Origin of the sequence: Dyella nitratireducens, from assembly GCF_014642835.1 — a bacterium.
In the GTDB taxonomy this organism is placed as follows: domain Bacteria; phylum Pseudomonadota; class Gammaproteobacteria; order Xanthomonadales; family Rhodanobacteraceae; genus Dyella_B; species Dyella_B nitratireducens.
Map to the genome: position 1 here is coordinate 219,909 of NZ_BMJA01000005.1, position 18,540 is coordinate 238,448.

General features: G+C 57.2%; 16 protein-coding genes. 1 reads left to right on the forward strand and 15 read right to left on the reverse strand.

The window, feature by feature from the left end; translation table 11 throughout:
- Nucleotides 1-45 precede the first annotated feature (45 nt).
- The 10 genes from IEX75_RS21280 to IEX75_RS21325 form a co-directional block, all read right to left on the reverse strand.
- Nucleotides 46-714 carry a hypothetical protein gene (locus IEX75_RS21280; protein WP_188797544.1) on the reverse strand — a complete coding sequence of 223 codons (669 nt, stop codon included), beginning with the start codon at nt 712-714 and terminating at the stop codon, nt 46-48.
- A gap of 153 nt (nt 715-867) precedes the next feature.
- Complete coding sequence (locus IEX75_RS21285; RefSeq protein WP_188797546.1) at nt 868-4,461, reverse strand: beta strand repeat-containing protein; 3,594 nt, start codon at nt 4,459-4,461, stop codon at nt 868-870.
- A gap of 110 nt (nt 4,462-4,571) precedes the next feature.
- Nucleotides 4,572-5,261, reverse strand: coding sequence for a hypothetical protein (locus IEX75_RS21290; RefSeq protein ID WP_188797548.1), 690 nt, complete (start codon nt 5,259-5,261; stop codon nt 4,572-4,574).
- Nucleotides 5,262-5,459: 198 nt separating this feature from the next.
- Nucleotides 5,460-6,146, reverse strand: coding sequence for a tetratricopeptide repeat protein (locus tag IEX75_RS21295; RefSeq protein WP_188797550.1), 687 nt, complete (start codon nt 6,144-6,146; stop codon nt 5,460-5,462).
- Nucleotides 6,147-6,263: 117 nt separating this feature from the next.
- Nucleotides 6,264-7,700 (reverse strand): HlyD family type I secretion periplasmic adaptor subunit, encoded by a 1,437-nt coding sequence (locus IEX75_RS21300; RefSeq protein WP_188797552.1) that lies wholly within the window; start codon nt 7,698-7,700, stop codon nt 6,264-6,266.
- Nucleotides 7,697-9,844, reverse strand: a complete 2,148-nt coding sequence (locus tag IEX75_RS21305; protein ID WP_188797554.1) for a type I secretion system permease/ATPase — start codon at nt 9,842-9,844, stop codon at nt 7,697-7,699. Before IEX75_RS21305 ends, IEX75_RS21300 begins: the two co-directional genes overlap by 4 nt.
- A gap of 215 nt (nt 9,845-10,059) precedes the next feature.
- Nucleotides 10,060-10,953: a heme o synthase gene (gene cyoE / locus IEX75_RS21310; protein ID WP_188797556.1), complete on the reverse strand. Its 894-nt coding sequence runs from the start codon at nt 10,951-10,953 to the stop codon at nt 10,060-10,062.
- A complete protein-coding gene (locus tag IEX75_RS21315) occupies nt 10,950-12,101 on the reverse strand; it encodes a COX15/CtaA family protein (RefSeq protein WP_188797558.1) in 1,152 nt (383 codons plus the stop codon). The genes cyoE and IEX75_RS21315 overlap by 4 nt, the downstream gene beginning before the upstream one ends.
- Nucleotides 12,101-12,670: a hypothetical protein gene (locus IEX75_RS21320; RefSeq protein ID WP_188797560.1), complete on the reverse strand. Its 570-nt coding sequence runs from the start codon at nt 12,668-12,670 to the stop codon at nt 12,101-12,103. The genes IEX75_RS21315 and IEX75_RS21320 overlap by 1 nt, the downstream gene beginning before the upstream one ends.
- Nucleotides 12,671-12,678: 8 nt before the next feature.
- Nucleotides 12,679-13,518, reverse strand: coding sequence for an SURF1 family protein (locus tag IEX75_RS21325; RefSeq protein ID WP_308422167.1), 840 nt, complete (start codon nt 13,516-13,518; stop codon nt 12,679-12,681).
- Between the two features lie 68 nt (nt 13,519-13,586).
- Here IEX75_RS21325 and IEX75_RS21330 point away from each other — a divergent pair, with 68 nt between their 5' ends.
- Complete coding sequence (locus IEX75_RS21330) at nt 13,587-13,802, forward strand: twin transmembrane helix small protein (protein WP_188797564.1); 216 nt, start codon at nt 13,587-13,589, stop codon at nt 13,800-13,802.
- A gap of 149 nt (nt 13,803-13,951) precedes the next feature.
- Here IEX75_RS21330 and IEX75_RS21335 read toward each other — a convergent pair whose 3' ends face one another.
- The 5 genes from IEX75_RS21335 to IEX75_RS21355 all read right to left on the reverse strand — a co-directional run bounded on the left by IEX75_RS21335 (nt 13,952) and on the right by IEX75_RS21355 (nt 18,201).
- Complete coding sequence (locus IEX75_RS21335; RefSeq protein WP_188797566.1) at nt 13,952-14,839, reverse strand: cytochrome c oxidase subunit 3; 888 nt, start codon at nt 14,837-14,839, stop codon at nt 13,952-13,954.
- A gap of 70 nt (nt 14,840-14,909) precedes the next feature.
- Nucleotides 14,910-15,095, reverse strand: coding sequence for a hypothetical protein (locus tag IEX75_RS21340; protein WP_188797569.1), 186 nt, complete (start codon nt 15,093-15,095; stop codon nt 14,910-14,912).
- A 4-nt stretch (nt 15,096-15,099) separates the two neighbouring features.
- Nucleotides 15,100-16,716, reverse strand: coding sequence for a cytochrome c oxidase subunit I (gene ctaD / locus IEX75_RS21345; protein WP_188797571.1), 1,617 nt, complete (start codon nt 16,714-16,716; stop codon nt 15,100-15,102).
- Nucleotides 16,717-16,778: 62 nt separating this feature from the next.
- On the reverse strand, nt 16,779-17,669 hold the full coding sequence (coxB, locus tag IEX75_RS21350) for a cytochrome c oxidase subunit II (protein ID WP_229721009.1): 891 nt from the start codon (nt 17,667-17,669) through the stop codon (nt 16,779-16,781).
- A gap of 94 nt (nt 17,670-17,763) precedes the next feature.
- Entirely contained in the window at nt 17,764-18,201 is a 438-nt protein-coding gene (locus IEX75_RS21355) for a DUF2244 domain-containing protein (protein WP_188797782.1), read from the reverse strand.
- Nucleotides 18,202-18,540 lie beyond the last annotated feature (339 nt).

Here is an 18,540-nt window from a genome sequence, read left to right on the forward strand (position 1 = left end):
CGACGGTGCAAGCACACATCGAAGTATTTACTAATAACGAAGCAACTATTTGAGACCAACCACTTTGATTGATTCAACACAAGGCATGGTTATCGCTCCATTGTCGTAGTACACGACGAGCGCGGCAGATCCGTGTCTTTCTACAAACTCCGATCTCGATTTATATGTATTCGACATCGGATAACTAATAGAGCCCTGTAGTACAAAGCCCTTGTCAGTCAATAATTTCTGCGCTTTTTGCAAAGGAACGCAGCCCAAATCACCCCCAGCGATATTGAGCACAGAATACGCTCGCACCGGTTCGCCCTGAGCGCGTTCCCAACCCATCAATTTCCTGTTCGCGGGATAGCCGTCCAGTTGGATGCTTAGAGGCACTACTCTCTGGTTACCCTCGTACTTGACAACCAGATGCCCGTCCGCATCACGGTGCACAGAGGAAAATGAAATTCCTAGTGAACGCTGCACCTGTTGGGGCGTGACATAGCCATGTCCCTCGACCACCATGGCGATCATGTTCTGCCAGAAGGCATCCACATCACGTGGCTCAGGCAACCCCGTGCCCGCACAGGGCAGCGCCGACTTGGGATCATGGTGGCACGAGAACGAAGCTGAGGCTTGATAGGGAGGAGCAGCATCTGTAGCTCGCACGACATCGCTACCGATCTGACCGGCGAAAACCATAAAACAAATTATCAGCACCTTACTCTGTTTCATCGCTCGTCACTCTTGCATCTCGGATCCACCCACCTTCGTTACAGCAAGATGGCATTGGCTGTATTAGTGCGCATGTAGACTTCCTTGGAATGCTGCCATAGCAAACCAAGAGACCTGCGTGCCTAGCTGGCGCACAGATCTCATTACCTTCAACTATGCGGCTCGAACATGACTCAAGCTGCCTACCAGCGGTTGCTCCTTCTGCAGATACAGCTCCGCCATCGGACTGAGATCGATCCCCTGCTCGCCCGCATCGAACGTGCTCATCGCCTGTACCAGCTGATGCACCTGAGATAGCTCAGCGTTGCTGCTGGATGTGTTGGCGTAGAGCTTCTGCACATTGGTCGCGTCGGTGGCACTGATGGCTTGGTTATCCGTACCCAACACCGCATTCATGATCGACCCAGCCACATCGGTATCCGCTAATCCCAATGCATGCCCGATTTCATGCAAGGCCACCTGCTCGAACGTGGCATCTGTATTGGCGTACTCCAGCTGACCGCTAGCGTCGGTCGTGAGTGCCGCCTGGCTCGGGTCTTCCAATGCCACGTTGGCGCCGGTGAGCACGCCGGCCTGGCTGCTGTACTTGGTCAGGCCGATCTGGTTCGTGCTGGCCGGATTCAAATCGCTGAAGCCCACTTCGATATCGGCCTTGCTGCCGGCTGCCACTTCGTCGACGTTGAGACCCGATGCTTTTGCCCACGCCTGGAACGCCTGTGCTACCGCGGTCTGTTCGGCGCTATTCGTGATGGCATCGCTATAGCCATTTCCAGCGCTCGCAAAGCTCCAGGTGATGGTCTGGTCGGCCCACTTGGCTCCTTCGTATACGCTGTCCGAATGCTCGGCCTTGGCAATTTGCGCAGCGCTGGGGCTCTTGTTCTTCCATTTCGTCAGGCCATAGCCGTAATAACCCGTTCCCGGGTCGGAATAGCCGCCACTACCCGTGGGATCATCCCAGTTCGAACCCGAGTCACCCGAACCGCTGACGTAATCGCCCGTGTTCGTTCCATCGAAGGTGATCGACGCATCCGACGCATCCACGGTGTCGTCGGTGCCGGTGATGGTGAAATCGTCACCCGAATTACCCACGATCTTGTCGTCCGACCCGTCGATAGTGACGCCATCGTCGCCGGATACATCAATCGTGGCGTGGCTGATGTCTATGGTGTCGCCCGTGCCATCAAGGGCGAGCGTATCGTCGCTGCCGCTGGCAATATCGTTGTTGCCATTCAGCGTGAGGGTGTCGTGAGCCTGCAGGTTGACGTCATCACCGCTGCCGTTAACGTTGGCATCACTGCCGGCATCGAGAAAGATGCCGGTGCCTTGGCCATTGGACGTTGTGCCGCCATTGGTATCATTGGTGGCATTAATGGTGTCTACATTGCTGTCAGTGTTGCCAACTACCAGAAGCTCATTCGCACCAGCATCAATGGTGTTGCCACCGCCGTAGACACCCAGCACATCGCTGGTGTTTCCGTAGACCATGTTGCCGCTGCCATCCACATTGGCCTGCGCGTTGACATTCAAGCTGATGCCCGTACCAAAGCCATCCGATGACGTACCGCCGCCCGCATCGCCAGTGCTGTTGACGATGTCGAGGTTGTCGTTGGTGTTGCCGATCACCAGATATTCGCCCGCGCCGGCGTCGATGGTGTTGCCACCGCCGTAGACACCCAACACATCGCTGGTGTTTCCGTAGACCATGTTGCCGCTGCCGTCCACATTGGCCTGCGCGTTGACATTCAAGCTGATGCCCGTACCAAAGCCATCCGATGACGTACCGCCGCCCGCATCGCCAGTGCTGTTGACGATGTCGAGGTTGTCGTTGGTGTTGCCGATCACCAGATATTCGCCCGCGCCGGCGTCGATGGTATTGCCGCCACCGTAGACACCTAGCACGTCATTGCTCACCTCATTAATCGTGTTGCTATTGCCATTAACATTGGCTTGAGTACTTCCGGCCAAGGTAACTGCAGCGCTGGCCCCATTCACGATGTCGGAATTATTGCTGGTACCACTCAAGCTCAACGATGACCCGCTATCGGCATCGAGATTGAACGTGTTTCCGCCGCCGGTAATCGTGCCAGTAAACTGGCCGGCACCACCGTTCAACGTGAAGCCGGAACCATTGAGCATCTCGCCGGTGTCACCGGCGCTGGTATCAACAGTGTCACCGTTCGTAGCCAGCGTCAGTGACTGATTGGAGCCATTCACATCAACCGTATTGACGCCCGTTACCGAAGCACTCGTACCAGTCCCCACGAGGCTGATCTGGTTGCCAGTAGAGGAGACGGATTCATTCGTGCCGCTAAGGGTAAGACTGGTGCTGCTATTGGATGCCAGATAAATCGAGTTATCCGTGCCATCGATGGTACCAGCGAAGTCGGCGGCCGCGTTGATCGTCGTCTGATCGCCATCGTAGGTGTTGCCCGTATCACCCGCCGACACATTGATCGCCCCACCGGTAGCGTCTACCGCATTATTATTCCCTTGCACAGTCAGCGCGCCGCCACTTCCCACTGTCACCGTGTTGCCGGAACCGTTCAAGATAAATGTCGAGTTGGCCGATGCCGCCACGATCGCGTTGGTCAAATTGGCGACGTCGCCGGCACCACTGATGTCAGAACTCAGAATGCCGTTTGTCGCAAGCGTATCAACTTCTTGATAGACCTCATCTCCCACCGAATTAAGCCCTGCATCGGTTGTTACTGATGTCACAGATGCGGCAGGTGCAGGGATGGTTTGAGTGTAGGTGCCATCCACCCCAAAACTATTCACCGTTGGTGTATAGGTAACCGTCGAATTATCGTCATTGTCTACCAAGGTGATCGCCTTAGAAGCCTTGGCACTATCCGATGAAAAATAGGAAGACAGGCCTTGATCAATCTGCAGCGACGTGAGCGGGCCACCACCTTGGCCCGATGTCGAATTCAAGCCAGTAATCGTCGCTCCGGTGGTAAGGCCTAGGCCGGAATAGCTCACGGAAGCCTGGTTGTCGTTGTAAGCCGCGATCCATGCAATAGCCTCCTGCCCATAAAATAATGCATACGGATCACCCGTCGTGGAGGTGGCGATGTTCGCCACAACATGCGAGGCAGCGTCAATATTTTCAGGGGTCGCTGTTATGGACCCATCCGTGTTCGGAGTAATCCCCCCATAAGTCGTAATTTGACCACCAGCATTGGTAAACAGTGAATAGGACTGGGGAGTTGCGTTGATCAGATTATTCAATTCTGCCGAGGACAACGCACCGCCATTCTGGGCTTCTGCTTTACTGAGCACCGCATTCCAACCACTGATATTGGCCTGGGCCTCGTCATCCAGGCCGATGCCCTGGTAGCCCGCGGCCCAGGCGGTTTGAGCCGCGGAAGAAAGCCCACCAGCGCCCGCATTCTGTATTTGCTGAGATAAATCCTGTTGAGCTTGCTGCTCGTTGTAGGCGACGGTTCCAACGGCAGGGCTGGCCTGATTGCCAGGCAGCCCCCAGTCCTCAGCATGCTGATCTTCATGCGCAAGCACAAATATGAGGCTGTTTTCGCCAGCACCACTGAAACCTGAAATGTCGTTATTCAGATCTTGTACGTTGATGTTGATGACACCCTTCGTGGTGTCAAAATCAGATCCTGCCGTGCTCTGGAGATTGATTCCCGTCACCATCCCTGATGCGGCATCCGCATTCAACGACGCCAACAACGCTGGCGAGTCGTTGATGGCTTGCAATACTTCTTGGTATTGCGCAGACGTCACACCACTGGAATTTTGAAATGCGGTTAAAACTTTATTTAGCGCAGAACTAATTGAGCTCATATGAACTCCCTTTCGTTTTAGAGGAATGAAGATGGAAAAACATCACGCCGCTACGGAACTCGCACATATCCGTAAAGGATCAATGAGCTCACGCAGATATTTTTCCAATCCACCAGCGACTGAGTTCGTGCGTACAATGACTTGCTTTGTGGATAAACCATACGATAAAGAAGTGTGACCTCTCCATTGTTGTCTGGATACAGATAGCTCCTTCCCCGTGGCGACATCAATGATTGCTGCTCTACTAAAAAATGCATGCCAAGACGCAGTAAGTCCTTATCCGCCTGGTCAACGTTAAGGCAATCGGAGGTCGGGAGCTGTATATCGATTACAGAGGTAGGTCCAACCAATCTTCTTTTATCAATGGCTCTGTACGAATAGTTCAAAGAAATAAAGTAATTTTTGTTTCTTATGTTTTCCGATCTTGCCATGTAACCCTTTGAATCTTTGTCGGAATACTCCACATGACCGCCAAAGACCCGATCAATATCGTCACCTGTGACCAAACCATGGGGTAATTTGAGCAGTTCAATGAATCTTTCCCAGATATCCTGGGTTGTCGCCCTATCAGGCAGAGGATTCCTAGTTCCCGAGCGATCAAGTGACGTACCCTGCCCCTGGGAGGGATCTTGTAACCGGCCTTCATAAGAAGAAACAGGACTAGATGCCGAAACCAAAGATGTCGCTTGATGGCCTGCATGGAGGGCACAGCCGTCAAGAACAATCATCAACGCGGCCACCCACCAGATCTTCCTATTTTGAAGTAACCTCACAGCAGGATTTATCGAAGACCTGAATGAATTCATATACCTACCATTCGTTTGAAAGAAATGAAAAACCTGGTTGACTGTGTAACCTACATAATTGGTAGATGCAGTAAAAAAACGACGCACATGTAACGTACGGATGACAAAGCCAATCAGGTGCGTCCTTCATTTCTAAAGATTGGTCGCCTGTTTTTGACCAAGGCCAATGACATACTGCAATTCACGAGTCGCAGCCTGATCGTTAGGGTCGATCTCAAGACATCGACGATATTTCGCAGCCGCCTCATCGAGTCGGTGCAATTCCACCAAAACATATCCTTGGCCCCGAAGAGCTCTTCCCAGCTCAACGTTCTTCAACTGTGGCGGAGAAAACTCCGTAGCCTTCTCTGCATCAGTAAAATGACGCAATGCCTCATCCCAGCTCTTATCGTTCTCATCAACATTAGCGAGCTCAGACAGTATTTGTGAGTTCTGTGGCGCAAGCCTCAAAGCGTGCTGTAAGGCGATTTTCGCTTCGGGACGCCTGCCAAGGTCTTGCAATATATAGCCCTTCATATCGTAAGCCGTGGCCCATGCGGCCGAATAAACTTGAGCCTCTTTGTGTTGCTGCGCTGCGAGGGTCATGTAGTAAAGGGCTTCGGTAACTGTGCGAGCGCTGAACTTGAGCTTCTTGGCACTTCCATATTTCGTCTCAAAATAGTTAATGACACCCTCCACGCGCAAAAGCGCCGCAGGTTCATCTTGTTTGGCGATGAGTAATCTGGCGTTTCGTAATTCCTCAAATTGCGTGCCGTCCACGTCCTTTGTTGGCGGCGCCACAGTACTCGCATTTACTGCCTGCGGCGAAGCGATAGACATCGACGTCCATATGACACCGATCACAGCCGACAAAATCATTAATCTTAGTCGCATATTTCTTTTCACCATTATTTAAGTATTAAACGGTGTTTAATAATCACCTTGGATTTCACTTGGTCACCGCTCATGCATGCTCTCCTGCGCGTGTTGAATCAGCGGGCTCAGCAAGTAACTCATAATCCGCCGCCGTCCCGTCTTGATCTCCGCAGTAACCGCCATACCCGGCGTGAGATGCACGGACTTTCCTTCGATCACTATGTGGTCTGTGGGCAGCGCTATCTGAGCTGTGAACACCCACTTGCGCTTGTCGGTCTCGTCCTGTTTGGCATCATTGGATACCTGCGCCACCGTGCCGTGCAGCACGCCATATCGGGTGTATGGGAACGCTTCCACTTTTACTTCCGCAGGTTGCCCAACCTGGATAAAACCAATGTCCTGATTGTCGACAGTGGCCTCAACCAATAGCTGATGTCCGGCTGGCACTACGGTCATGAGCGTTTGCGCAGGACTTACCACGCCGCCGACCGTGTGCACCGACAACTGCTGCACCGTACCGTCCACCGGTGCAACCAAGTGCATGAGACGCGTATGGTTGCGCGCCTTGGCCAGGTCGCTTGCTGCTGTGGTGGCCTTGGTCTCGTCGTCCTGGATTTTTTCCAGCCATGTGCGGCGGGTTTGTGCGATATACGCATCGCGCTTGCGCCTGGCTGCATCCAGCGTCGCCTGGGTCTCGATCAACTTGGCCTTCTGTGCAGCCAGATCCTGCTTTTGCTGGATCACAGCCTGTTGCTCGTTGTAGTAATCGTGACGACCAACGTAGCCAGGTTGCACGAGCTGGGCGTAATCGTGCTCTTTGGTTTCCTCGATCGGTAAAGTGCCTTGAAGCTTGGCGATTTCTGCGGCCGTTTCTTTGAGGCTGGCGGACGCTTGTGCAATGTCGGCTTCCATTTCGCGCACGGTGCCGAGATAATCTGCATATTCGCCTGCCAATACCTGGCGCTGAGTTACCAGGTCAGACGTGTTTGAAATGAAAGACGCTGAAAAAACTGGCGATTGACCTTTGTCGATGGCTTCCAACAATGCGCGCCCACGCACCGCTTCGTGACGTGCTGCCATGAGTAGTGCCTCGGCATCGCTGGCGTTGCTTGCGGCATCGGTGGCATCCAGGTCGATCAGCACATCGCCCTTTTTCACAACCTGGCCATCTGTGGCGTGGATGGCGGTGACGACCGCGGTGTCTTCCGACTGGATGGTTTTCACGTCGCCATTGGGGACAATCTTGCCTTCGGCGGTTGCCACCACATCCACCTTGCCCAGGCTGGCCCAGGCCACTGCTAGTGCCAGCAGCCCTACGATCAGGCCCATGGCCCAACGCGGCGCTGGATGAATGGGTGCGTCACGCAGGGCCAGTGCGGCCGGCTGAAATTCGATTTCGTGGCGCAGGCGCAGGGGTACATCAAGCGCTGTGCGCATACCCCAGGCAGCTTGAAACACGCGTGCGTAGCGCCCGAGCAGGTCGCGCATGGCTAGCCATCGCAGGGTTGATGTGCTCATGTCTGCTGCAACCGATGCAAGCGCGCGTAGTGGCCGGCCTGTTTCTGCAGGAGTTCGGTATGGCTACCCTCTTCCACGATATTGCCGCGCTCCATGACGATGATGCGGTTCGCATCTCTTACTGCCGACAATCGATGCGCGATGATCAGCACCGTACGGCCCTGACAGATGGCACGCATGTTGTTCTGAATGATGCGCTCGGACTCATAGTCCAGCGCACTGGTCGCCTCGTCGAAGATAAGAATGCGTGGGTTGTTCATCAGCGCACGTGCAATGGCGATGCGCTGACGCTGGCCACCCGATAGCGTAGAGCCGTGTTCGCCGACCAGGGTGTCGTAAGCTTCGGGCAGTTCGATAATGAAATCGTGTGCGCCGGCCAGCTTGGCGGCCGTGATGACAGCATCCAACGGCGCTCCCGGATCGGTGAGCGCGATGTTTTCGCGAATGCTGCGGTTGAACAGGATGTTTTCCTGAAGCACCACGCCTATCTGGCGGCGCAGCGAGGAAACGTCCACCATGGCTAGATCCATGCCGTCAATCAATACTCGGCCGCGTTCGGGTACGTATAAGCGCTGAATCAGCTTGGTGAGCGTGCTTTTGCCGGAACCGGAGCGACCGACGATACCGATCACTTCGCCTGGTTCGATCTTGAGGTTGACGGTATGCAGCACTTCCGGCGTATCCGGCCGGTAGCGGAACGTGGCCGCATCCAGTTCAATGCGCCCTTCCAACCGCGGCATCGTGCTACGGCTGTTACCGTGGATCTCGCCAGGTGCATTGAGGATGTCACCCAGGCGCTGCATAGAGATGCCGGTCTGCTGGAAATCCGTCCAGAGCTGCGCAATGCGCATGATGGGCTGTCCTACCCGCCCGGCCAGCATGTTGAAAGCGATGAGCTGGCCCACCGTCAAGTCGCCACTAATAACCAGACGTGCACCGATCCAGATGGTGGCCACGGTGACCAGCTTGCCTACAAAGTTCACACCTTCTCGCGCGAGGGTACCCAAGGCGACGGTACGGAAGCCCGCGTCCACATAGCCGGCCAGCTGGTTGTCCCAGCGCCGCATGGTTTGGGGTTCCACTGCCATCGCTTTGACGGTGTCGATACCACTGAGCGTTTCGACCAGGAAAGACTGGTTGTCTGCGCCACGGTTGAATTTTTCACGCAGCCGCGCACGCAGGGCTGGCGTTAGGGTCATCGAAAGCAAGGCATACACGGGCAACGAGGCGACAACCACCAGCGTCAACCAACCGCTGTAAAAAAGCATGACGCCGATAAAGACGAACGAGAACAGTACGTCCATGACTAACGTAATGGCATTACCAGTCAGGAAGCTGCGAATGTTTTCCAGCTCACGGACTCGCGCCACCGAATCACCGACTCGGCGCGAGCGAAAATAAGCGAGCGGCAGCGACAGTAGATGACGGAAGAGACGAGCCCCGAGCTCGACGTCAATGCGACTGGTGGTATGCGCAAAGACATAGGTGCGCAAACCGCTAAGCAGCGATTCGAAGATCGAGCAGAAAAGCAGGCCTACCGCAATGACATCCAGCGTGGTCAAACCGTGATGAACCAACACTTTGTCCATCACCACCTGGAAGAACAATGGCGTCGCCAGACCGATCAACTGCAAAAAGAAGGAAACGACGAGAATCTCGCCCAGCAGCTTGCGATACTTGACGACAGCTGGAATAAACCAGCTGAAATCGAATTTGGATAACTCGCCGGCGATCGACACCCGCGAAGTGAAGAGCATGACCTTGCCGGACCACCGATTGGCCATTTCTTCATGTGATAGCAACTGAGGACTGCCATGGCGCGGGTCCTGGATCAGGATTTTCTTTTCATTGACACGCGCGATGACATACATGACGCCATCGTTATCGATAGCCAGCGCGGGGAATGCCAGATGCCCAATCCGTCCAAGCTCCGCATGAACCAGCTTGGCCTTGAGCCCGAATTTTTCGGCCGCCAGACGAATGAGGTCGGCATCAAAGAGGCGCCCTGGTTCGGCAAACTCATGTCGAATCTGCGCGGGGTCCAACGCAATGCCATGCAGGCGAGCAATGATTACCAGACAGGCCAGGCCTGTATCGGCAGCTCCAGCCGCATCCCCTTCACAGTACGCTTCTGCCACTGCCATACCGCATCCCTACCGCACATACCTATTGATTCAAGAGGCAATGACGCTAGTCCATTAGCGAATGGCAAAGGCGTGTTATGCGCTCCCCCTTTGGGCATGCTCACGCACCCCTTACTTGTCGTCAATGAGCAAGATTTTGCAGTAAGAAATTTTGGAATGGCTGTAATACGGCTGTAAAACCGCTGCCATAGCCATTAAGAATGCAATTGCAAAAGTCAGCTAAACGAAAGGTTCATTGCGGGAGAAACCGGTAGTAGCCAATGGTCGGCGAGCAAGAAAGCGAACAACGCCATTAGGTAAATCACCGAATACTTGAACACCCGCATGGCAAAGAACTCATCCGGCGGGTTCATCAGGCGGATTGCGTAATAGAGGAAGCCTGCGCCTAGCACCGCCGCGCCGCCTAAGTAGATCAGGCCGCTATGCCCGGTCACGGAGGGCAGCACGCTCACCAGCACCAGCAGAATGGTGTAAAGCAGAATCTGCCAGCGGGTGTAGCCCACGCCGTGGGTGACCGGAAGCATGGGGATTTGCGCGCGGGCGTAGTCGTCGCGGCGGAAGATCGCCAACGCCCAGAAGTGCGGCGGAGTCCAGACGAAGATGATCAGGCACAACTGCAAGGGGAAGGGATGCAGTGCGCCGGTGACGGCGGTCCATCCCAGCACGGGTGGGATCGCGCCGGCCAGACCGCCAATGACGATGTTTTGCGGAGTGGCACGCTTGAGGTATGCCGTATATACCAGCGCGTAACCGATCAGGCCGGCGAAAGTGAGCCACGCGGTCAGCACGTTCACTAACGACGCAAGTATCACCATCGAAATAATGCCCAGCACTGCTGCAAACACCAGCACCTGTCGTGCGTTGAGTTTGCCGGTGGCGAGCGGACGGCGTGCAGTGCGCGCCATCAGCTTGTCGATGCGCTCATCGATCAGATGATTGAACGCAGCAGCGGAACCCGAGGCCAGCCAGATACCGAGCGTGCCGAACACCAGCGCGCGCCATGGCGGAATGCCGGGCACGGCGAGGAACATGCCGATGACTGCGCAGAACACCAGCAGCGCCACAACGCGCGGCTTGGTGAGCTGCAGATATTCACGCACCAGCATCATGCAAGCGGCTCCACATCATTCGCATGCCAGGATTGAAGGCGTGCGTAATTTGCCAGCAGCGTGAACAGCAACAAGGCAGCGCCACCGTTGTGCAGGGTCGCGACCGGCAGCGGCAGACCGAAATGCACGTTGCTGATGCCGAGCAATACCTGCACGACCAGTACTACCGCTACCGCGATACCGCCGAAACGAAACTCGCTGAGCAGCAGGCGATACGCAAGCCACAGCAGATAGCAGAACACCACCAGCGCACCGATGCGATGCGTAATCTGGATCGCGCTGCGCGCTGCCATGTCCAGCACGCCGCCTTCATAGTTCACGCCGATCTCGCGCGACAGCACGAAGCCTTGATGGAAATCGGTAGGCGGCGCCCATTGCCCCAGGCACGTGGGGAAATCGGTACCGCAAGCGAGCGCCGCATAGTTGGCCGACGTCCAGCCGCCCAGCGCGATCTGGCACGCCAGCAGCACAATACCGAACACCACCGCTCTGCGCAGTACTGCATAGCGATTATCCGATGACCCCATGCCATTGCTGCGCAAGGCGACATATGCCAGCAGGCCGAACGTGGTCATGCCGCCAAGCAGATGTCCCATCACTACGATCGGCTTGAGCAATAACGTCACCGTCCACATGCCGAGCATGGCCTGGAAGATGATCACGGCCAACGCGAGCACGCACATCTTGAGCGCTCCATGTTCGCGCAGCCAGAACGCGCCAGTCGTGGGCAAAAGTATCGCCAGCAACGCCAGGCCCGACGACCAGTTGCGTTCGCCATGCAGATAGAGCCCGACGCCGACCGCCGCAAACAGCGCACTTACAACAATCGCCAACATGACGATGCGCTCGCGTCGCGCCGCCAGCAACGCGAGCGCCACGACCAATACGCCCAACGTACCGGCCAGCATACGATGCACCTGTTCGCGCCAGGCTTTATCCGCCTCGTAGGGCCGATCAGGGAACGCTGCATCGGCCTGCGCCACCGCTTGCGCATGGTGCGGCCAAGTCGCCTTGCCGTAACACGTCGGCCAGTCGGGGCAGGAAAGCCCGGCATTGGACAGCCGCACGAATGCCCCGAACATCACCAGGCCGAATGCGAACACCGCGGCCAGCACAGCCAGATAGGGAATGATCTTTCGGGTGCGCATCAATGAATCACCTTCTGCAGATCCTTGCGCAGGCCGCTTGGATCGAAACCAACAGGATACCGTGCCAGGGCGGTGCCGTCGGATTCCACCAGCAGGGCGCTTACGCTGTCCGGGGTGGTCGGGCGATACGCGGCAAGGCGACCATCCGGGTCCGAACCGATCGCCCAGTAGTTTTCCATGCCGTTGGTGGCCGCGTTGGCAGGCAGCTGGCCGATATACAAAAGGCGCAGGCGGGACATGTTGTTGTTGAGCGTGATGCGTGCGGCGGCCATCTTGGTGAGCGCGTCGATGCATTGCGTGGTGCAATTCGGGCCGGCCAGCGCGATCAGCGTCATGCGCGGCGAGGTATCACGCCAGGGCCACGCCTTTCCGTCGGCCAGACGCACTTGCACCTGTTCTTGCGCGAAGTTGCGCTGGGGGACGATAGGTTCGCCATAACCTTTGCCGTTCGGCTGCCAGCCACTGAGATTGAGTAGCGCAGCAGCGATGACTGGTATAGCGAATATCAGGATCACCAGCAGGAATTTGAGGCGGCCCGTGCGTTGATTTGAGGTAGTCGGGGTAATCATGTAAAGCCTTATTTTTCCTTGCCGTCATTCCCACGAAAGCGAGAATCCATGGGCTTTGGCGCAGAAGGCGAAGATGGATTGACCGGCATTCGCCGTTGTAAAGCGCCTCCGCTTTCGCGGGAATGACGGCCATGAGGATTACGGCGTTTGCGGTGCAGTACGATAAAAATAATCACTGCCGCGATGGCAAACGTGAACCACTGAAACGCATACGCACGATGCCGCGCTGGCGGCATGGAAGAGAGATCAAGCGTATGCACGCGAACAAAGATCGCCGACGGATCAGCATCCAGTACCAGTACGCGCGGATACAGCGTGACATGCAAGTCGGCCGCCACCTGATCCAAATCCATATACACCGACGTCTTTGGCCACTGCGTTTGCCGCGTGAGCGCATTCCCGCCCAATTCCAACCCCGCACCTGGTGGCGGCTGGTAGATACCTTGCAGGCTTTGCGCATCGGTAGGTAGCGCAGGCAATTGGGGCGCTTTGTCCGTGCCGTTACCCGGCAAAAAGCCCAGATCCACCAGCAGCCATTTGCTTTGCCCGTCAGGCTGAAATGGCGCGTACACCTCTACACCACCCATGCTGTCGTGCTTGGGGTTGTCCAGCAGATATAGGCGATCAACACGATAACACCCTTGCACGCGTACACGCGGATACGCATCCATGGGGGGCTGATCGGCCACTTTATCGAACGCCTGCGCCGGCGCGCCGGCCGCCGCGGCATACCGTCGCAGAAGCTCATCCTTGTACTGCGCGCGATGCAACTGCCACACGCCCAGACGCACGAAAACAAGCACTCCGACCAGGGTCAGCAACACCGACCACCACGCCGGACGACGCATCACGCTCACGCGGCAACTCCGTGATGCATGGCTATACTGGTGATGTCGGGCGTGCCTGGGATTCTCACGTGGAAACCATCTACAAAGTAGCGCTGGTGATCATGTTCCTGGTGGTGATCTTCAACCTTGGCCAGGCCCTGTATTTCATGATGACCGAAAAGGACGAAAGCAAACGCACCGTGTGGGCACTGACCCGCCGCATCAGCTTTTCACTGCTACTGATTGCGATGGTGATCGTCGGCATCCGGATGGGCTGGATCCACCCGCACGGCGTGGGCCAGTAATTGTAGCGGGCTGCTTTGTCAGGCAGCGTGGCTGCGACCTTTAGCGCGCAGGCTGGGATGACAATCCCGGCATCGTGATGCCACCAGAAAGCTGGGATTTCATCCCAGCCTACGTAAGACAAAACAATCTACTCCACATGAGCGACGCCTCAGAGGATGTAGACGAACATGAAGAGCCCCAGCCATACCACATCCACAAAGTGCCAATACCAGGCCACGGCCTCGAAGCCGAAGTGGTGCTCTTTGCTGAAGTGGCCAGCCAGGACGCGTAGCCAGATGATGGCCAGCATGATGGTACCCAGCGTCACATGCAGGCCGTGGAAACCCGTGAGCATGAAGAACGTGCAGCCGTACACGCCGGAGCCGAGCGTGAGGTTGAGTTCCTTGTAGGCCTCCATGTACTCATGCGCCTGGCAGAACAGGAAGCTCGCGCCCAGCAGCACGGTAAAGCCGAGGAAGGCCAGTACCTTGCCGCGATGCCCCGCTTTCAGCGCATGGTGCGCGATGGTCACGGTGACGCTGGAGCTCAGCAGGATCAGTGTATTGAGCAGCGGCAGGCCCCACGGCGCCACGGTCTGGAAGGCGCCACCGACATGCGCCGGGCCATTGCCACCGCCCGCACCCCACGATGCCGCGTAGTCGCTCCACAGGTACTGGTGCGTCAGCACGCCATGTCCGTAGCCACCTAGCCACGGCACCGAGAACATGCGGATGTAGAACAGCGCGCCGAAGAACGCGCCGAAGAACATCACCTCGGAAAAGATGAACCACATCATCCCCATGCGGAATGAGCGATCCACCTGGGTGTTGTAGCTTCCGGCCATCGACTCGTGAATCACCGAGCGGAACCAACCGAAGAACATGCACAGAATGCCGACGAAGCCGATCAGCAGCAGCGTCTTGCCGAAGCCTGTTTCGTCCGGATCGGCATTGAGCCAATGCGCCGCACCGAACACGGTGAGGAACATGACCACCGCGGCCACGATCGGCCACTGGCTCTTGCTCGGTACGTAGTAGATGTCGTGCTGCTGACCCATGATCTGTATCCCGTAGACGTTCCTGATGAGCTACGTTCTGGTGACCTACGTTCTCCCCCGCCGCAGCGGGTTACTGCATGAGCGCTTCCTGGATTGCCTGCGCGTGTGCCTGCGGATGATGTTTTAACCAGAGCATCTGCGCGATCGAGACCACGAACACGACGAAAGCGACGATGCCGACGACTTTCGCTGTGCGCCGCGCACGACGCAAGCGTCGTTCCTGATCCGATTCCAGCGAGCGATGATCGAGCTTCATCCGATCAATCCTCAACGTGGCCATGCGCCAGTTCTTCGTCGTGAATCACCGGCGCGATCGTGAAGCTGTGATGCGGCGGCGGCGACGACAAGGTCCACTCCAGCCCGCGAGCACCTTCCCACACGCGATCGGTGGCTTTCTTCTTGGAGAACCACACGCAATGGATGATGACGCTGAGGAAGATCAGCTGCGAGGCGCCAAACAAGAAGCCGCCGATCGAGCTGATCATGTTGAAGTTGGCGAAGGCCACGTTGTAGTCCGGAATACGGCGCGGCATGCCGGCAAGGCCGAGGAAGTGTTGCGGGAAGAACAGCACGTTCACCCACACCACCGAGTTCCAGAAGTGCACCTTGCCCCAGAACTCGCTGTACATGTTGCCGGTCCACTTCGGGATCCAGTAATACGTGGCCGCCATGATCGCGAAGATCGCGCCAGTGACCAGCACGTAGTGGAAGTGCGCCACGACGAAGTAGGTGTCGTGATACTGGAAATCCGCCGGCACCAGCGCCAGCATCAGGCCGGAGAAACCGCCGATGGTAAACAGGATGACGAACGCGATGGCGAACAGCATCGGCGTTTCGAAGGTCATCGAGCCGCCCCACATGGTGGCAACCCAGTTGAATACCTTCACGCCGGTCGGCACCGCGATCAGCATCGTCGCGTACATGAAGAAGATTTCTGCGCCCAACGGCAGGCCCACCGCGAACATGTGGTGCGCCCATACGATGAACGACAGGAACGCGATCGAGGCAATCGCGAACACCATCGCCTTGTAGCCGAAGATCGGCTTGCGCGCGAAAGTGGGAATGATCTCCGAGATGATCCCGAACGCCGGCAGGATCATGATGTACACCTCGGGATGACCGAAGAACCAGAATACGTGCTGGAACAGCACCGGGTCACCGCCACCGGCGGCATCGAAGAAGTGCGTGCTGAAATACTTGTCGGTGAGCAGCATGGTCACCGCACCGGCCAGCACCGGCATCACCGCGATCAGCAGGAAGGCCGTGATCAGCCAGCTCCATACGAACACCGGCATCTTCAACAGGTCCATGCCCGGTGCGCGCATGTTGAGAATGGTAGCGATGATGTTGATCGCGCCCATGATGGAGCTGATGCCCATCAAGTGAATCGCAAACACCACGTAGGCGGTCGAAGCGCTCTGCAGCGACAGCGGCGGGTACATCGTCCAGCCGCCGGCGGGACCGCCACCCGGCAGGAACAAGGTGGACAGCATCAGCGCGAATGCAAACGGCAGAATCCAGAACGACAGATTGTTCATGCGTGGCAGCGCCATGTCCGGCGCACCGACCATCATCGGAATCATCCAGTTGCCAAGGCCTACGAAGGCCGGCATCACCGCGCCGAAAATCATCACCAGCGCATGCATGGTGGTCATTTCGTTGAAGAAATATGGCTGCACCAACTGCAAGCCTGGTTTGAACAGCTCGGCGCGAATCACCATCGCGAAGCTGCCGCCGATGAAGAACATCAGCAGCGAGAAGACCAGGTACAGCGTGCCGATATCCTTGTGGTTGGTGGACATCACCCAACGCTGGAAGAAATTCTGGTGCTCATGATGCTCGTCGTGGTGCTCATCGTGGGTGGCTGCGTGGGCCATAGCCTTGAACCTCTACCTCAATGAATGCTTCGGTCGTGAACTGCTTTTAAGCAGCCGAGAGATCAACCCTGATTGTTCTGTTTCGTTGCAACCTGCGCCGTTGCCTGCGCGGGTGCTGCCGCGGTGGATGCCGGTGCAGGCGTAGCCGGCTTCTGCTGATCGGCCAACCACTTGACGAAATCTTCCTTCGACACGGCCTTCACCACGATCGGCATGAAGCCATGATCCTGGCCGCACAACTCGGCGCACTGACCGCGATACACGCCAGGCACCTTGATATTGGTCCACGTGGCATTCACCACGCCCGGGATCGCATCCATCTTCCAGCCCAGCGCCGGCACGAACCAGGAATGGATCACGTCATCGGCGGTGATCACGAAGCGGATCTTGGTATCGACCGGCACCACCAGCGGATGATCGACATCCAGCAGATAAGTATTCTCGTCACCCACCTTCACGGCATACGGATCGAGACCGGAATCCAGCTGACGGGTGGCGTTGCTGCGATCGTCCAGCTTGGACATGAAACCGACGTGGCTGACCGGCTTGCCGAGGTAATCGACGTAGTCGTAACGCCACTTCCACTGGTAGCCGGTGACCTTCACCGTCATCTGCGCGCCGGTGGTATCGGAGAACTTGCGCAAGCCATCGGTGGCCAGCCATGCAAGGGAAACGAGGATGACCACCGGAATGGCGGTCCAGATGATTTCGACGGTGGTGTTGTGCGACCACTTCTCCGGCACCGCGCCGCGCGATTTGCGGAAGCGGAACATGGCGATGAACATCGCGCCGAACACCAGGATGCCGATCACCACGCACACGCCCAACGCCACGTTGTTGAGCATGTAGGGAACGTCGGAATACGTCGTCACGCCAGGCGTGAGGTTCAACTGGCCGGGCTGCGGGTTGGCCAGCACGCTGCTGGCGAACAAACTGGAGGCGGCGACGCTCATCGCCCCGATGACATGCCTGAAGTGCTGCGAACCCCTGAACCGGATGCCGTGCTTTCCGATGCCGCCAACTGTCATGTTTGCACCTTTGTTGGACCTACCCGCGTTGCGCCTGGAAGTCAGCCAGCAACGCCCTGAGTTTCCGGAATAACTCGGCGCGTTCCTCATCGGTGAGGAAAACCCCGACCTCCAGCTTGCGTCCGTGCGACGACAACAACAATCGGTAACGCCCCTCCCCTGACTCCAGCAGCACACGCACCCAATACGGTTGGAAACGCGTGCAACGGCGACCTGGCAGGGTGTGCACCTCCAGCGACGAATTGTCGAGGGTGATGCGTTCGCTGCGGTCGCCGGCCCGCCAAGCCACGCTCAAGGCAATGGCTACGGCGGAAGCCTCGATCAGGGCGAATAACGGGGCGAAGACATCGCCCTGCCACGCTCCCAGACCTGCCGTTATCAACGCCAGCGCAGCCAACACCAGGATGAGCTGACGCAGGCCGCGCCGGCTGAGTACGCGATTGGGCCGAAGCCACATCACGCACGGCAGGCCGCCGAGGGCTGGTCGAAGCACGATCATGGAAGTCCGGCGTGCCTGGAACGTGTTCGATCATAGGCCGCGCAGATGGCGGTGAGCAAGGACGAGGGCAACATTGAACGCTATGCTGGGCGCGACAATTTGTCTCGTGTGTTTTCACGCATCGCGCCGTGCGCCGCCACGAGCCGGTAGGTTGGGTTAGCGCAGCGTAACCCAACGATGCCGCCTCGAAATGTTGGGTTACGCTGCGCCAACCCAACCTACGTTCCCGTCCAGCCTGCACGGCCTGCGCAGCCTCCCCGCTGATTGCTGCAGTGCTCGAATGCACGGCCTTGGCCG

Excerpts from the sequence above, each read along its gene's own strand:
- IEX75_RS21325 (WP_308422167.1), bottom strand. The coding sequence starts at position 13,518 with ATGCGTCGTCCGGCGTGGTGGTCGGTGTTGCTGACCCTGGTCGGAGTG.
- IEX75_RS21295 (WP_188797550.1), bottom strand. The coding sequence starts at position 6,146 with ATGTCTATCGCTTCGCCGCAGGCAGTAAATGCGAGTACTGTGGCGCCG.
- IEX75_RS21355 (WP_188797782.1), bottom strand. The coding sequence starts at position 18,201 with ATGTGGCTTCGGCCCAATCGCGTACTCAGCCGGCGCGGCCTGCGTCAG.
- IEX75_RS21280 (WP_188797544.1), bottom strand. The coding sequence starts at position 714 with ATGAAACAGAGTAAGGTGCTGATAATTTGTTTTATGGTTTTCGCCGGT.
- IEX75_RS21340 (WP_188797569.1), bottom strand. The coding sequence starts at position 15,095 with ATGAAGCTCGATCATCGCTCGCTGGAATCGGATCAGGAACGACGCTTG.
- cyoE (WP_188797556.1), bottom strand. The coding sequence starts at position 10,953 with ATGATGCTGGTGCGTGAATATCTGCAGCTCACCAAGCCGCGCGTTGTG.
- IEX75_RS21320 (WP_188797560.1), bottom strand. The coding sequence starts at position 12,670 with ATGATTACCCCGACTACCTCAAATCAACGCACGGGCCGCCTCAAATTC.
- ctaD (WP_188797571.1), bottom strand. The coding sequence starts at position 16,716 with ATGGCCCACGCAGCCACCCACGATGAGCACCACGACGAGCATCATGAG.
- IEX75_RS21305 (WP_188797554.1), bottom strand. The coding sequence starts at position 9,844 with ATGGCAGTGGCAGAAGCGTACTGTGAAGGGGATGCGGCTGGAGCTGCC.
- IEX75_RS21300 (WP_188797552.1), bottom strand. The coding sequence starts at position 7,700 with ATGAGCACATCAACCCTGCGATGGCTAGCCATGCGCGACCTGCTCGGG.
- coxB (WP_229721009.1), bottom strand. The coding sequence starts at position 17,669 with ATGAGCGTCGCCGCCTCCAGTTTGTTCGCCAGCAGCGTGCTGGCCAAC.
- IEX75_RS21315 (WP_188797558.1), bottom strand. The coding sequence starts at position 12,101 with ATGCGCACCCGAAAGATCATTCCCTATCTGGCTGTGCTGGCCGCGGTG.
- IEX75_RS21335 (WP_188797566.1), bottom strand. The coding sequence starts at position 14,839 with ATGGGTCAGCAGCACGACATCTACTACGTACCGAGCAAGAGCCAGTGG.